14 protein-coding genes are annotated in these 13802 nt (G+C 64.1%); 6 read left to right on the forward strand and 8 right to left on the reverse strand.

The window, feature by feature from the left end; all coding sequences use genetic code 11:
• Window positions 1-12 precede the first annotated feature (12 nt).
• Genes GST84_16595 through GST84_16605 form a run of 3 tightly spaced genes read right to left on the reverse strand, consistent with a single transcriptional unit; the run spans window position 13 to window position 5636 of the window.
• Window positions 13-3159 carry a CusA/CzcA family heavy metal efflux RND transporter gene (locus GST84_16595; GenBank protein ID XGB13863.1) on the reverse strand — a complete coding sequence of 1049 codons (3147 nt, stop codon included), beginning with the start codon at window positions 3157-3159 and terminating at the stop codon, window positions 13-15.
• A 16-nt stretch (window positions 3160-3175) separates the two neighbouring features.
• Window positions 3176-4390 carry an efflux RND transporter periplasmic adaptor subunit gene (locus GST84_16600; protein ID XGB13864.1) on the reverse strand — a complete coding sequence of 405 codons (1215 nt, stop codon included), beginning with the start codon at window positions 4388-4390 and terminating at the stop codon, window positions 3176-3178.
• Window positions 4383-5636, reverse strand: coding sequence for a TolC family protein (locus GST84_16605; protein ID XGB13865.1), 1254 nt, complete (start codon window positions 5634-5636; stop codon window positions 4383-4385). The genes GST84_16600 and GST84_16605 overlap by 8 nt, the downstream gene beginning before the upstream one ends.
• Before the next feature lie 263 nt (window positions 5637-5899).
• Between GST84_16605 and aroQ the strand changes: the two genes are divergently transcribed.
• Complete coding sequence (gene aroQ / locus GST84_16610) at window positions 5900-6349, forward strand: type II 3-dehydroquinate dehydratase (protein XGB13866.1); 450 nt, start codon at window positions 5900-5902, stop codon at window positions 6347-6349.
• Entirely contained in the window at window positions 6346-7194 is an 849-nt protein-coding gene (locus tag GST84_16615) for a shikimate dehydrogenase (GenBank protein XGB13867.1), read from the forward strand. Before aroQ ends, GST84_16615 begins: the two co-directional genes overlap by 4 nt.
• Before the next feature lie 113 nt (window positions 7195-7307).
• On the opposite strand, the gene GST84_16620 is transcribed toward GST84_16615, so the two are convergent.
• Window positions 7308-7823 (reverse strand): redoxin domain-containing protein, encoded by a 516-nt coding sequence (locus GST84_16620; protein ID XGB15790.1) that lies wholly within the window; start codon window positions 7821-7823, stop codon window positions 7308-7310.
• A 10-nt stretch (window positions 7824-7833) separates the two neighbouring features.
• Window positions 7834-8109, reverse strand: coding sequence for a DUF2790 domain-containing protein (locus tag GST84_16625; GenBank protein XGB13868.1), 276 nt, complete (start codon window positions 8107-8109; stop codon window positions 7834-7836).
• A gap of 217 nt (window positions 8110-8326) precedes the next feature.
• Between GST84_16625 and GST84_16630 the strand changes: the two genes are divergently transcribed.
• The 4 genes from GST84_16630 (at window position 8327) to GST84_16645 (ending at window position 11640) form a co-directional block, all read left to right on the forward strand.
• A complete protein-coding gene (locus GST84_16630) occupies window positions 8327-9067 on the forward strand; it encodes a response regulator (protein XGB13869.1) in 741 nt (246 codons plus the stop codon).
• On the forward strand, window positions 9064-10350 hold the full coding sequence (locus GST84_16635; GenBank protein ID XGB13870.1) for a two-component sensor histidine kinase: 1287 nt from the start codon (window positions 9064-9066) through the stop codon (window positions 10348-10350). The genes GST84_16630 and GST84_16635 overlap by 4 nt, the downstream gene beginning before the upstream one ends.
• Before the next feature lie 169 nt (window positions 10351-10519).
• The gene (locus GST84_16640) at window positions 10520-11137 is read left to right on the forward strand and encodes a hypothetical protein (GenBank protein ID XGB13871.1); all 618 of its coding nucleotides are present in this window, start codon (window positions 10520-10522) and stop codon (window positions 11135-11137) included.
• Between the two features lie 14 nt (window positions 11138-11151).
• Window positions 11152-11640 (forward strand): DoxX family membrane protein, encoded by a 489-nt coding sequence (locus GST84_16645; GenBank protein XGB13872.1) that lies wholly within the window; start codon window positions 11152-11154, stop codon window positions 11638-11640.
• A 33-nt stretch (window positions 11641-11673) separates the two neighbouring features.
• Here GST84_16645 and GST84_16650 read toward each other — a convergent pair whose 3' ends face one another.
• The 3 genes from GST84_16650 to GST84_16660 form a co-directional block, all read right to left on the reverse strand.
• The gene (locus tag GST84_16650; protein XGB13873.1) at window positions 11674-12369 is read right to left on the reverse strand and encodes a DUF2063 domain-containing protein; all 696 of its coding nucleotides are present in this window, start codon (window positions 12367-12369) and stop codon (window positions 11674-11676) included.
• Window positions 12362-13195: a DUF692 family protein gene (locus GST84_16655; protein ID XGB13874.1), complete on the reverse strand. Its 834-nt coding sequence runs from the start codon at window positions 13193-13195 to the stop codon at window positions 12362-12364. Before GST84_16655 ends, GST84_16650 begins: the two co-directional genes overlap by 8 nt.
• A 74-nt stretch (window positions 13196-13269) precedes the next feature.
• The gene (locus GST84_16660; GenBank protein ID XGB13875.1) at window positions 13270-13767 is read right to left on the reverse strand and encodes an EF-hand domain-containing protein; all 498 of its coding nucleotides are present in this window, start codon (window positions 13765-13767) and stop codon (window positions 13270-13272) included.
• Window positions 13768-13802 lie beyond the last annotated feature (35 nt).

Here is a 13802-nt window from a genome sequence, read left to right on the forward strand (position 1 = left end):
AGCCCCGACTGCTCAGCCTTCTTGCTGCTCTTCCCGCCGATACGCCCACTGATACAACGCCGGCAACACCAGCAACGTCAGCGCTGTAGAGGACAAGATCCCGCCAATCACCACCGTTGCCAGTGGCCGTTGCACCTCCGCACCGGTCCCGGTGGCCAAGGCCATCGGAATGAACCCCAGCGAGGCCACCAGCGCCGTCATCAGTACCGGCCGCAATCGGGTCAGCGCACCCTCCTCGACCGCCGCCCGCAGCGTGCGCCCTTCCTCGCGCAGCCCGCGGATAAAGGCAATCATCACCAGCCCGTTCAGCACTGCCACTCCCGACAATGCAATGAACCCGACCCCGGCAGAAATGGACAGCGGAATATCACGCGACCACAGCGCCAGCACCCCGCCGGTCAGCGCAAAGGGGATGCCGGTGAACACCAGCAGGCCGTCCCTGAGGTTGTTGAACATCATCAGCAACAGTGCCATGACCAGCAGCAAGGCTACCGGTACCACCACCTGCAAGCGCTCGGCCGCCGACTGCAACTGCTCGAACTGGCCTCCCCAACGCGTCCAGTACCCCGGTGGCACCTGCACCTGGTCGATCAGGGCCTGCTCGGCCTCTTGCACAAACGAGCCCAGGTCGCGTCCACGCACGTTGGCACTGACCACCACCACACGCTTGCCATCCTCGCGGCTCACCTGATTCGGGCCCAGTTGCAGGTTCAGCGTGGCTACCTGCGACAGCGGGATGAAACCGATTTGCCCGGCCCCCTCAGCAGCACTGGCCGGTACGGGAATCAGCAGGCTGGCCAGCCCGTCGACATCGGTACGCAAGGTTTCCGACAGGCGCACGACCATGTCGAAGCGGCGGTCGCCCTCATACAGCGTACCGGCGGTGCGGCCACCCACGGCAATGGCGATGGCGCCCTGCACATCGCCCACATTCAGGCCATGACGGGCGGCCTTGTCACGGTCGATGTCGATGGTCAGTACCGGCAAGCCCGTGGTCTGCTCCACCTTCACCTCGGACGCGCCTGGCACCCCTTGCAGGCTGGTGGCGATCTGCGCGGCAGTGCGATTGAGCACCTCCATGTCGTCTCCGAACAGCTTCACCGCCACATCGCTGCGCACCCCGGAAATCAGCTCGTTGAAGCGCAGCTGAATGGGCTGCGACAGCTCATAGTTGCTGCCCGGTACACTGGCAGCGGCACGTTGCACCTGGGCGATCAGTTCATCCCGCGGCTTGCCCGGGTCAACCCATTGTTCGCGCGGGCGCAGCATCACGTAGGCATCGGAAATGTTCGGTGGCATCGGGTCGGAGGCAATCTCGGCAGTGCCGGTGCGGGCAAACACCCGCTCCACCTCGGGCACCTGGGCGATGATCGCCTGCTCCAGGCGCTGCTGCATGTCCACCGACTGCGACAGGCTGGTGCCCGGCACTCGCAGGGCCTGCAGGGCGAAGTCACCCTCGCTGAGGCTGGGGATGAACTCGCTGCCCATGCGGCTGGCCACCACGCCGGACAACAGCACCAGGGCGGCGGCAGCAGCAAACGCCAGTTTGCGCCGGCCCAGCACCCAGGCCAGCACCGGGGCATAGCGCTGACGAGCCGTACGCATCACCAGGCCTTCCTCCTCCTTGACCTTGCCGGTGACGAACAGGGCAATGGCCGCCGGTACGAACGTGACCGAGAGGACCATCGCACCCAACAGGGCCATGACCACGGTGAAGGCCATGGGGTGGAACATCTTGCCCTCGACCCCGGTAAGGGCAAAGATCGGCAGGTACACCACCATGATGATCAACTGCCCATAGATCAGCGGCCGGCGTGCTTCGCGGGCGGCGGCAAACACCTCATGGAACCGTTCGGCGCGGGTCAGCATGCGACCGTGGCGCAGCTGGGCATGGGCCAGGCGACGGATGGCGTTTTCCACGATCACCACCGCGCCGTCGACGATGATGCCGAAGTCCAGCGCGCCCAGGCTCATCAGGTTGGCACTGACCTTGTTGCTGAACATGCCGGTAAAGGTGAACAGCATCGAAAGCGGGATAACCATGGCCGTGATCAGTGCAGCACGGATGTTGCCGAGGAACAGGAACAGCACGGCAATCACCAGGATTGCACCTTCGATCAGGTTCTTCTTCACCGTGGCGATCGCTTTCTCCACCAGGTGGGTGCGGTCGTACACCGTCACTGCCACTACGCCCTTGGGCAGGTTGCGATTGATCTCGACCAGTTTTGCAGCGACCGCCTGCGACACCGTGCGACTGTTCTCGCCAATCAGCATGAACACCGTGCCCAGCACGACTTCCCGACCGTTTTCGGTGGCTGCCCCCGAGCGCAGCTCTTGGCCAAGGCCAACCTGGGCGACATGGCTGACGCGGATCGGCGTGCCGTCGACGCTGGAAATAACGATGTTGGCAATGTCTTCGGCCGAGGCCACCTGGCCAGGCGCGCGAATCAGCAACTGCTCGCCATTGCGCTCGATATAGCCAGCGCCAATGTTGGCGTTATTGCGCTCCAGCGCTGCAATCAGGTCGTTGAGGGTGAGCTTGTAGGCCGCCAGGCGTTTGGGCTCTGGTGCAATAAGGTATTGCTTGGCATGGCCACCGATGCTGTTGACCTCGGCCACACCCGGCACATTGCGCAGCTGCGGCTTGATGATCCAGTCCTGAATCACCCGCAGGTCGGTTGGGGTGTAAGGTGTACCGTCTTCCTTGAGCGCCCCCTCCTGGGCTTCCACCGTCCACAGGAAGATTTCCCCCAGGCCGGTGGAGATCGGCCCCATGCTCGCCTCGATGCCCTCAGGCAATTGCTCGCGGGCCACCTGCAGGCGCTCGTTGACCAGTTGGCGGGCGAAGAAGATATCGGTGCCATCATCGAAAATGACCGTGACTTGCGACAGGCCCGAGCGCGACAGCGAGCGGGTCTGCTTGAGCCCTGGCAGGCCGGCCATGGCGGTTTCGATGGCAAAGGTGATGCGCTGCTCGGTCTCCAGCGGCGAATAGCCGGGGGCGGCGGTGTTGATCTGCACCTGGACGTTAGTGATGTCCGGCACAGCATCGATCGGCAGTTTCTGGTAGCTGTGGATACCCACCGCGGCCATCAGGACCACGGCCAGCATCACCACCAGGCGCTGCTCGATGGCAAATTGAATCAGGCGTTCGAACATGCAGGTGTCCCCGTGATCAGTGGCTGTGCTCGGCCGAGCCCTTGCCCAGTTCCGACTTGAGGACAAAGCTGCCAGCGGCCGCAACCTGAGTACCGGCGGCCAGGCCGCTGGTGATTTCCACCTGGCCAGCATCGCGGCGGCCAGTCTTCACCGGGCGCGCCTCGAAGCCTTCCGCAGTGCGGGCAAACACCACGGTCTGCGCCTCCCAGGTTTGCAGGGCGCTTTCCGGCACCGCCACGGCGGCCTCGAAGCGGTCGACGCTGACAGCCACGTTGACGAACAGCCCGGGGCGCCAGGCGCCATTGGGATTGGCAAGTGTGGCGCGCACAGTGGCGGCGCGGTTCTGCTCGCCGAGCAGGCTGCCGACGTAATTGACCTTGCCCTGGACCTCGGCGCCCAGGTCCGGCGCACTGACCCTGACATCGCGGCCGGTCACCACCTTGTCCAGGTCACGAGGGGCCACGGCGAAGGTGGCCCACACCCGGCTCAGGTCGGACAGGGTGAACGCGTTGCTGGTCGCGTCGACCACCTCACCCACGGTCAGGTGCTTTTCCACGACGACCGCATCGAAGGGTGCGCGCAGTTCATAGCGGTTGCCGGCACCGGCCGGGCCCACCGCCGCGACCTTCTGCCGAGCGTTGGCCAGAGCGATCTCGGCCTCCTGCAGGGCCTGGCGCGCCTGCAGGTAATCCTGCTCGGCGCTGATTCGCTCCTGCCACAGCTGTTGCTCCCGCTGAAAGGTCAACCGCGCCAATTCCAGACGACGCTGGGCGGCCTGCTGTTCGCTGCGCAGGTCGGAGATCTGCTGGCTGGCAATCACCGCCAGTACCTGGCCGCGCCTGACCGCCTGGCCCAACTCGGCTTGCACCGCTTCGACCACACCCGGCACGCGGGGTACCACATGTGCGGTGCGGTCCTCGTCAAAGCGGATCTCACCCGGGAAGCTGATGGCGGTGCCCAACTCACGGGGGCCAGCGGCAGCCAGTTGCACGCCAGCCGATTCGATCTGCGCGACAGACAGGTGCAACTGGCCCTCTTCTTCGCCATGCCCCTCCTCTGCAGGGCCTGCGGCGGCCTGCTCTGCAGCGTGGCCGTGGCTGTCTTGACCATGGTCGTCATGGGGGGCTTGAGCCTTGGACGCCTGGCCGAGTGTGCCGGTCCAGGCCAGGCCAGCGAGGCCAAGGGCCGCAACGGCAGTGGCCAGAAGGGCTAGCTTGCGTGGGTTAGTCATTGTTGCTCCTGCTATCGGGTTTGTTGCTCAGGCCATCAAGATCGCCGTAGATCCGCTCCACGTGTGCACGCGCGTCGGTCGCCGAGGCCAGCGCCTCGAGGTACAGCCCGCGAGCCTCGATCAGCGTGCGCTGGGCGTCGAGTACATCGAGAAAAGCGAACTTGCCCATTTCAAAACCGCGGGTGGCGGTGTCCACGGCCTGCTGCGCAGCCGGCAGGATGGTGCGGTCGTAGGCTTCAACGTCCTGCATCGCCGTCTCCCACTGGCTGATGGCACTGCGGGTTTCACTTCGCAGACGCAGCTCCACGGCATTGCGCAGGTCGCGCGCCTGATCGGCACGGCGCGCAGCCGCCAGGACATTGCCCTGGTTGCGGTCGAACAGCGGCAACGGCATGGACAGGCCAACCACGTTCACCCGCTCCCGGTCTTCGCGGCTGTACTGGCTGCCAAGGCTGACGGTGAGGTTGGGGAAACGCTGGGCTTTTTCCGAACCCAGGGACGCATCGCCGCGCTCGACCTGGGCAGCGGCCAGGCGCCATTCAACGGTCTGTTCGACCTGTTCAAGCAAGGTGTCGGCACCCGGCGCGATGCCTGGCGAAAGGTTGGCCGCCTGTAACCGTTCAAAGCTTGCCATCGGGCTGCCCGTCAACCGGGCCAAGGCCTGGTAGGCCACGCTGCGCTGGGTTTTCGCGCGGCGCACTTCGGTCTGGGCCTGGGCCAGTTGCACCTGGGCACGGGTGGCCTCCACCGGTGATGACTGGCCTGCCGTAACCCGCCCTTGCACCACCCGCAGGCCGCGTTCAGTCAATGCCTGCGACTGCTGCGCCAGCTCCAGCGCGGTCTGCGCACGCAAGGCAGCGTGGAAAGCCTGCACCACATCGGCCCGCAGGGCGTTGCGCTGGCGCTCCAGGTCGAGCAGGGCAATGGCCTGGCCGGCCTCCGCCACGGCGAGACGTGCGCCACGCTTTCCGCCCAGTTCCAGCGGCTGGCTGAGGGTGACGGTGGTGGTGGTGGTGTCGCGACGGGTGTCCTCGACCTCCCAGGCCAGCTCCGGGTTGGGGATCAGCCCGGCTTGGCGCCATTCGCCATCGGCAATGCCAATTTCACGGCCGGCTGCAGCCAGCTCCGGGTTCTGGGCGAAAGCGGCGGCAAGCGCCTGGGGCAGGCTCAGCGCCTGGCTGGCCTGGGCGCCGGTGGCACTGGCCAGCAACAGACAGAGCAAGGCGATCTTGCGGGGGATGGGCACGACACAGGTCCTCTCGGCGAAGCATTGGCGAGGGACTGTAGAAAGGGCCGGTTATCGGGGCGGTGGCGGCAAGATTACAATTTTGTAATGACGCGCTGCGTTGCTTTGCAGGCGCAGCCTTGTGCTGCTGGGCACAGGACGGTGAACGCCCAAGAAGTTCGATAATCGCCCACTTTCCCGGTGCGACGATCTTGTCCAATTGACGGAACTAACCAGTCAGTACAAAACTACGTGCATTCAACAACAACAAAGCGATGCCCGTCATGAAGCCCCTTATTCTCGTGCTCAACGGCCCCAACCTGAACATGCTGGGCACCCGCGAGCCTGCCCAGTACGGCCACGAAACCCTCGCTGACCTGGCTCAGGGATGTGCCGATACTGCCCACGCCCACGGCCTGGAAATCGAGTTTCGCCAAACCAACCACGAAGGCGAACTGATCGACTGGATCCACGCTGCCCGTGGCCGCTGCGCCGGCATCGTGATCAACCCTGGCGCCTGGACGCACACCTCGGTGGCCATCCGCGATGCCCTGGTGGCCAGCGAACTGCCGGTGATCGAGGTGCACCTGTCCAATGTGCACAAACGCGAGCCGTTCCGTCACTTGTCGTTCGTATCGTCCATCGCCGTCGGTGTCATCTGCGGCCTGGGCAGCCACGGCTACCGCATGGCGCTGAGCCACTTCGCCGAGTTGCTGCAGGAGCGTACGGCATGAGCCAGCAAGCCATCCTCGCCGGCCTGATCGGCCGCGGCATTCAACTGTCACGTACGCCGGCCCTGCATGAACACGAAGGCGACGCCCAGGCCCTGCGCTACTTGTACCGGCTGATCGACGCCGACCAGCTGCAACTGGACGACAGCGCCCTGCCCGGCCTGCTCGAAGCCGCGCAACATACCGGCTTCACCGGGCTGAACATTACCTACCCGTTCAAGCAGGCGATCCTGCCGTTGCTCGACGAACTGTCCGACGAGGCCCGTGGTATCGGCGCGGTAAATACCGTGGTGCTCAAGGACGGCAAGCGAGTCGGCCACAACACAGACTGCCTGGGCTTTGCCGAAGGCTTGCGCCGTGGCCTTCCCGGTGCGGCACGGCGCCAGGTGGTACAGATGGGTGCCGGTGGCGCTGGCTCGGCCGTGGCCCATGCCCTGCTGGGTGAAGGGGTAGAGCGGCTGGTGCTGTTCGAAGTGGACTCAGCCCGTGCGCAGGCGCTGGTGGACAACCTGAACGCCCATTTCGGCGCGGAGCGCGCCGTGCTTGGCACCGACCTGGCCGCAGCCCTGGCCGAAGCGGACGGGCTGGTCAACACCACGCCGGTGGGCATGGCCAAGCTACCGGGCACGCCACTGCCGGTGGAATTGCTGCATGCCCGCCTGTGGGTGGCCGAGATCATCTACTTCCCGCTGGAGACCGAACTGCTGCGCGCGGCCCGGGCACTGGGCTGCCGCACGCTGGATGGCAGCAACATGGCGGTGTTCCAGGCGGTGAAGGCATTCGAGCTGTTCAGCGGGCGGCAGGCGGATGCGGCACGAATGCAGGCACACTTTGCCAGTTTCACCTGATAGAAAAGTGTTGGCTTCTTCGCGGGCACGCCCGCTCCCACAGGTACTGCGCAAACGTTACTGATTGCACTCTCCCTGTGGGGCATGCCCGCGAAGTGGCCGGTAAAGGAGAATCACTCTTTTTCATCCAGCAAAGCCTGTATCACCTGTTCCTGCCCGCCATAATCCCCCTCGCCAAAGTGCACATGGCGCACCTGCCCCTTGCGGTCGACAAAGTAATGCGCCGGCCAGAACTGGTTGCCCCAGGCATTCCACACCTTGTAGTCGTTATCTACCGCCACCGGATACCCGATACCCAACCGGGCAACCTTGCTCCGCAAAGTGCCGACATCATGCTCGTAGTCGTACTCGGGTGTGTGCACTCCTACCACCACCAGACCTTGATCGGCATAGCGCCGCGCCCACTCATTCACATGCGGCAGGCTGCGCCGGCAGTTGATGCAGTCCCAGGTCCAGAAGTCCACCAGCACCACTTTGCCCTTGAGCCCCGGGGCATCCAGCGGCGCCGAATTCAACCACTGGCTGGCGCCGGACAGCGACGGCATGGCGCCGTAGCTGTCGCGGGCCTTCAGGTGCCCAGCCAATCCAAGACCCGTCAGCGCCAGCGCAAAACCGCCTGCCTTGAGCATCCGGCGGCGATCAGTTGTCATGGCAACCGCCCGTGGCGTAGGTGCGGTACTGCACGCTTTGCCGCTGGCCATGGGAGTCAAGGTAGTCCATTCGGGTATTCACCAGGCCACAGGCGTTACTCTGGTCATCCTGAACCGACAGCACTTTCTTCACATCCAGAGGCTCACCGTAGCGGTACTGCATGACCCCGCCATCCTGCATCGGGGCAGTGCTGGCCTGGGCAGCGATGGCGCCGAAGCTGAGCACGGCGAACAGGCTGGCGCTGGCGATAGTCTTGACGTTCATGGCATCTCTCCTGAGTAACAATTGGGGGGGAGTGTTGCTCCCCGGTCGAGAGCCATTTCACGCCTGCCAGGTATCGCGCATGTGTCGTCCAGCGTTGTGATGTGCTTCCTGCTGTATCTCTGCCCGTGCCAGATACACTGCAATACAAACTCCCGCAGGCAAGGGCGAACGCGCTCGGTACACTGCGCCCAACCCCCTTTGCACAGGAACCCAGCGCATGGAACACGTCGATCACATCCTGATCGTCGACGACGACCGCGAGATCCGCGAACTGGTCGGCAATTACCTGAAGAAGAACGGCCTGCGCACCAGCATCGTTGCCGATGGCCGGCAGATGCGCGCCTTTCTCGAAGCCAACAGCGTCGACCTGATCGTGCTCGACATCATGATGCCCGGCGACGACGGTCTGCTGTTGTGCCGCGAGCTGCGCGCCGGCAAGCACCGCAACACGCCGGTGCTGATGCTGACCGCCCGCAATGACGAAACCGACCGCATCATCGGCCTGGAAATGGGCGCCGACGACTACCTGACCAAACCGTTCTCGGCCCGCGAACTGCTCGCCCGCATCAACGCCGTGCTGCGCCGCACACGCATGCTGCCACCCAACCTGACCATCAGTGAAAGCAGCCGCCTGCTGGGTTTCGGTCAATGGCGCCTGGACACCACCGCGCGCCACCTGCTCGACAGCGAAGGCACCCTGGTGGCCCTGAGCGGCGCCGAATACCGCCTGCTGCGGGTGTTCCTCGACCACCCGCAGCGGGTGCTCAGCCGTGAACAGCTGCTTAACCTGACCCAGGGCCGCGAAGCCGACATCTTCGACCGCTCCATCGACTTGCTGGTCAGCCGCCTGCGCCAGCGCCTGAGTGACGATGCCCGCGAGCCCAGCTGCATCAAGACCGTGCGCAGCGAGGGCTACGTGTTCTCGCTGCCGGTGCAACTGCTCGAGTCCCCCTCATGAAATGGCCACGCACCCTGGCCTCGCGCCTGGCACTGATCTTCTTCACCGGCCTGGTGTTGGCCTATGGTCTGTCGTTTGGCCTGCAGGCCTACGAGCGCTATATCAGCAGCCGCTCGATGATGCTCAGCAACCTCGAGCAGGACGTGGCGACCTCGGTTGCCATCCTTGACCGCCTGCCCGCAGCCGAGCGTGCCGCCTGGCTGCCGCGCCTGGAACGGCGCACCTATCGCTATCGCCTCGACCAAGGCCTGGCCGGCGAAGCGATGCCGAGCAGTGACCCACCGATGGCCGCCGCGTCGATCGTCAAGGCCATTGGCAGCGACTACCGCCTGACCTTTCTGGAAATCCCTGGGCCCAATGCGCATTTCCAGGCACACCTGAACCTGGCCGACGGCGCGCCCCTGACCATCGACGTAACGCCAACACCGGTCCCGGTAGCCCGTTGGTTGCCTGTGGTGCTGCTGATTCAGCTCGCTGTGCTGTTGCTGTGCACTTGGCTGGCCGTACGCCTGGCCATCGGCCCGTTAACCCGTCTGGCCCAGGCCGTGGACAACCTCGACCCGGACCAGCCCGGCGTGCAACTGGATGAAAGCGGCCCACGCGAGGTGCGTTACGCTGCCGTGGCCTTCAACGCCCTGCAGGCGCGCATTGCTGCCCACCTAAAGGAACGCATGCAGTTGCTGGCGGCCATTTCCCACGACCTGCAAACACCGATCACTCGCATGAAGTTGCGGGTCGAAGTGATGGATGAGGGGGTCGAAAGGGACAAGTTCTGGAACGACCTGGATGAAATGGAACACCTGGTGCGCGAAGGCGTGGCTTATGCCCGCAGCATGGACAGCAGCACCGAAGCGACATGCCGGGTCAACCTTGATGCCTTTCTCGACAGCCTGGTATTCGACTACCAGGACAGCGGCGCCCAGGTCGAACGCCACGGCAACAGCGGTACCCTGCTGGAAACCCGCCCGCATGCGCTGCGTCGGGTACTGGTGAACCTGGTCGACAACGCCCTGAAGTTTGCAGGTGCTGCCGAGCTGCATGTGTCCTGCGAGGGCAGTACCACCATCATCCGCGTGCTCGACAACGGGCCAGGGATACCCGGTGACGAGCTGGATGAAGTGCTCAAGCCGTTCTACCGGGTGGAAGGTTCACGCAATCGCAGCACGGGTGGCACCGGCTTGGGACTGGCCATTGCCCACCAGCTGATCCAGGCCATGGGGGGGCGGCTGACATTGAGCAACCGCGAACAGGGCGGATTGTGCGCGCAGATCGAACTCACCTGAAGTGCATCTGCGATCGTTGGCAGGAACGGCCTTGGATCTCGATCGGGCCGCTCCTGTAAAAAGCGAGGTCGCCTCTACAAACAGATACACAACTGCATCCCCCTGACACACTGCAGATACCCCGCCTCGAGACACTCCCGGTCACACAACCACACCCCGGGAGACCCTCATGAAAGCCTTCACCTTGCCCTCCGGCTGGAAGCTGTTCGCCGCCCTTGCCGGCCTGACCCTGGCGATGAGCGCCGTGGTCCTGGCCAGCCAACCTGACCCGGACGGCTTGCGCAGTGCCATTCGTGCCACCGCACGCAGCTCGTTCGCACTGTTCTTGCTGGCGTTCCTGGCCTCGTCGCTGGTGACCTTGCTGCCTGGCACCTCAAGCCGCCGCATCCTTCAGGAGCGACGTTACCTGGGGTTGGCATTCGCGTTCTCCCACACCGTGCATGGCGTGCTGATTTATCGCTACGCCCAGCAGTTCCCCGAACTGTTCTGGGCAGGCCGCACGCTCACGTCCAGCCTGCCCGGTACGGTCGGCTACCTGTTCTTGCTGCTGCTCACCGCCACCTCGTTCAAGGCGCCCATGCGGCTGTTGGGCGGCCGTGCCTGGCAAGCGCTGCACAGCAGCGGCATGTGGGTACTGGCTGGGGTGTTCTGCCTGTCCTTCTACAAACGCATTCCCATGGGGGGCTGGTACCCGCTGGCGTTCGCCCTGATGTTCAGCGCCATCGCCGTCAAGCTCACCGCCAAAGTGGCCCGTAAACAACGCCGCAGCACCCGCGCCCTTGCCTGAAGAGAGCACCGCACATGACGACCTTGACCCGTACCCTGACCACCGTTGATCGCATCGGCAGCTGGAGCGCCGACTTGCCATTACGGGTATTTCTGGCCTGGGAGTTTTTCGAATCCGGCCTGGAGAAATTCAACGGCAGCAACTGGTTCGCCGACCTGCAGTCCAGCTTCCCGTTCCCCTTCAACCTGCTGCCCGCAGAGCTGAACTGGCAGCTGTCGATGTGGGCCGAGTTGGTGCTGCCGTTGCTACTGTTGCTGGGCCTGGGGACCAGGCTGGCATCGCTGGGTTTGATGGTGGTGACCGTTGTAGCGATAGCGGCAGTGCACTGGCCGGCGCACTGGTCGGGCCTGGCGGAGCTGGCCCAAGGCTATGCCATTACCGACCAGGGCTTCGGCAATTACAAATTGCCGCTGATCTACCTGATAGCGTTGCTGCCACTGCTACTCAAGGGCGCCGGGCGCCTTAGCCTCGATCATTGGCTTGGCACGCGGTTCGGCAGATAAGGACCGGGGGCTGCTGCGCAGCCCCCAATGCCTTCAAACGGTTCCGACAATGACACCCTGCTCGCGCAATGCCTGCAACAATGCCAACCCTTGCTGCACATCCCCGCCCAATGCCTGCAGCCGCTCTCTTCCAGTCCCCTGCTCCGCCAGCAACCGATACGCCATAGGGGCCAACCGGGCAAAGCGCACCTGAAACCGGGCATCGCGATAAACCAGCAGCAAGGTAGGCGACGCCGGGGTAGCCGTTGGCTGGTAGTCCACGCCAATGCGATCCACCGGCCAACGATAGGCCAACACGCGCGCCACACAAGACAACAACGGCTGCCCATCCAGCAGGTCTCCACCTGGATCATGCGCCGGGTCCTCGGCATCGCTCAGGTACAGTTGCGCCTCGACCCACTCATAATGCGCCAGCTCCAGCTGCCAAGGGGTGTCCAGCGCCACACCTTGCAAGTAGTCGACGAACGTTTCGGCAATTTCGGTAAACAACGGCGTCTGGCAACGGTAACTGGCGTAGAAATCACCTACTCGGGCATGCCAGCGCTGCTCGCCCAACGCCTGGCGCATGACCGGGAAGCTGCCAGCCAGCAAGCCTTCGATGGCGCCATAGAACAATTCGCGGTAAACCCTCAGGCGGCGGGCCTCGACGCCGGGCGGCGGGGCATGGCGCTGCGGGTCGCGCAGGTGACGGGCCAAGGCATACTGCTGCGCACGCAAGGTCTCATTCATCTGCTTGCCCTCCGGCAGCGCATTGCACAGCACGCATACGCGCCGTCTCGGCCAACAGTTCGGCCAAGGGTGGGTAGTTGAAATCACGCTCCAGCACCGTCGGCCGTATGCCGAAACGCGCACAAGCGGTGGCGTACAGCGTCCAGACATCTTCCTTCACGGCGGCCCCGTGGGTATCCACTTTGAGGTCCGGCGCTTCATCGTAATGCCCGGCAACGTGCATACCGGTCACGCGCGCCTGGGGTAGGCCTGCAAGAAATTGCCGGGCGTCGTAACCATGGTTGCAGGCGTTGACATAGACGTTGTTGACGTCCAGCAGCAGGTCACAATCAGCTTCATCAAGCACCGCCCGGATGAAGTCGAGTTCGCTCATCGCCTGATACGGCGCGGCATAGTAGCTGATGTTCTCCACGGCAATGCGCCGCTCCAGCTGCTCCTGAGCCTGGCGTATGCGCCCGGCCACATGGCGTACGGCTTCATCGGTGAACGGGATGGGCATCAGGTCGTACAGGTGCCCGTCATCACTGCAATAGCTCAGGTGCTCGCTGTACAGTCGCACCTGGTATCGGTCGAGAAACTGCCGGGTCTGCTCAAGAAAATGGCGGTCCAGCGGCGCGCTGCCACCCAGCGATAAAGACAACCCATGACAGGTGACAGGAAAGCGCTCCGCCAGCTGGGCCAGGCCCTTGCCGTAGGCGCCGCCCACGGCAATCCAGTTTTCCGGCGCACACTCCAGAAAGTCCACTGCACCCGCCTCCATGGCCAGCAGTTCCGGCAACAGGCCGCGACGCAGGCCTAGCCCGATGTTCAACATTGCGGGAAACATAAAAGCTCTCCAACAGGCACAACGCCCCACCTGGCCAGCAGGAGGAGCGTTGTGGCATTTCATGGGGTAGAAAGTCAGGGCTTGCCGGTCAGGTGGCTGAACAAGCCATCAGGCATGGCCTTGCCATTGGCCTGATAAATCGCCTTGAGGTGATCCGCCGCTTCCTGCTCGGAGATGAAACCGTCATGGTTGCGGTCGATCGTGTCGAAATCACGGGCACGGTCCTTGGCCACCGCCAAAAACTCATCGCGCGAGACCTTGCCATCGTGATTGCTGTCGGTTTTGGCGAACGAGGCGTCGCCACACTTGCCTTCACCACACTTGCCCTCAGCCCCGGCCTTGGCGCCGGCGCCGGCGCCGCATTTACCCTCACCGCACTTGCCTTCGCTTTGGGAAGCCTTGCCGCTGCCGCCGCACTTGCCTTCACCGCACTTGCCCTCGCCGGCCACTTTGGCCGAAGCCAGTTGGTAACCTTGGGCCAGCGGCTCGACGGCGAACGCACTGTTGCTCAATGCCATGCTGCCGATCAGGGCGGCGCCGAGCAAGCCGAGGGTGTTTTTTGCTTGAGTCATGATGCAGCTCCACTGGGTTGGAAAGTGGAGCCATT

The organism is Pseudomonas putida, assembly GCA_041879295.1.
GTDB lineage: Bacteria > Pseudomonadota > Gammaproteobacteria > Pseudomonadales > Pseudomonadaceae > Aquipseudomonas > Aquipseudomonas putida_Y.

What these genes read in the sequence shown, in the direction of transcription:
- GST84_16595 (XGB13863.1), bottom strand. Translation starts at nt 3,159, where the DNA reads ATGTTCGAACGCCTGATTCAATTTGCCATCGAGCAGCGCCTGGTGGTG.
- GST84_16600 (XGB13864.1), bottom strand. Translation starts at nt 4,390, where the DNA reads ATGACTAACCCACGCAAGCTAGCCCTTCTGGCCACTGCCGTTGCGGCC.
- aroQ (XGB13866.1), top strand. Translation starts at nt 5,900, where the DNA reads ATGAAGCCCCTTATTCTCGTGCTCAACGGCCCCAACCTGAACATGCTG.
- GST84_16615 (XGB13867.1), top strand. Translation starts at nt 6,346, where the DNA reads ATGAGCCAGCAAGCCATCCTCGCCGGCCTGATCGGCCGCGGCATTCAA.
- GST84_16620 (XGB15790.1), bottom strand. Translation starts at nt 7,823, where the DNA reads ATGCTCAAGGCAGGCGGTTTTGCGCTGGCGCTGACGGGTCTTGGATTG.
- GST84_16625 (XGB13868.1), bottom strand. Translation starts at nt 8,109, where the DNA reads ATGAACGTCAAGACTATCGCCAGCGCCAGCCTGTTCGCCGTGCTCAGC.
- GST84_16630 (XGB13869.1), top strand. Translation starts at nt 8,327, where the DNA reads ATGGAACACGTCGATCACATCCTGATCGTCGACGACGACCGCGAGATC.
- GST84_16635 (XGB13870.1), top strand. Translation starts at nt 9,064, where the DNA reads ATGAAATGGCCACGCACCCTGGCCTCGCGCCTGGCACTGATCTTCTTC.
- GST84_16640 (XGB13871.1), top strand. Translation starts at nt 10,520, where the DNA reads ATGAAAGCCTTCACCTTGCCCTCCGGCTGGAAGCTGTTCGCCGCCCTT.
- GST84_16645 (XGB13872.1), top strand. Translation starts at nt 11,152, where the DNA reads ATGACGACCTTGACCCGTACCCTGACCACCGTTGATCGCATCGGCAGC.
- GST84_16650 (XGB13873.1), bottom strand. Translation starts at nt 12,369, where the DNA reads ATGAATGAGACCTTGCGTGCGCAGCAGTATGCCTTGGCCCGTCACCTG.
- GST84_16655 (XGB13874.1), bottom strand. Translation starts at nt 13,195, where the DNA reads ATGTTTCCCGCAATGTTGAACATCGGGCTAGGCCTGCGTCGCGGCCTG.
- GST84_16660 (XGB13875.1), bottom strand. Translation starts at nt 13,767, where the DNA reads ATGACTCAAGCAAAAAACACCCTCGGCTTGCTCGGCGCCGCCCTGATC.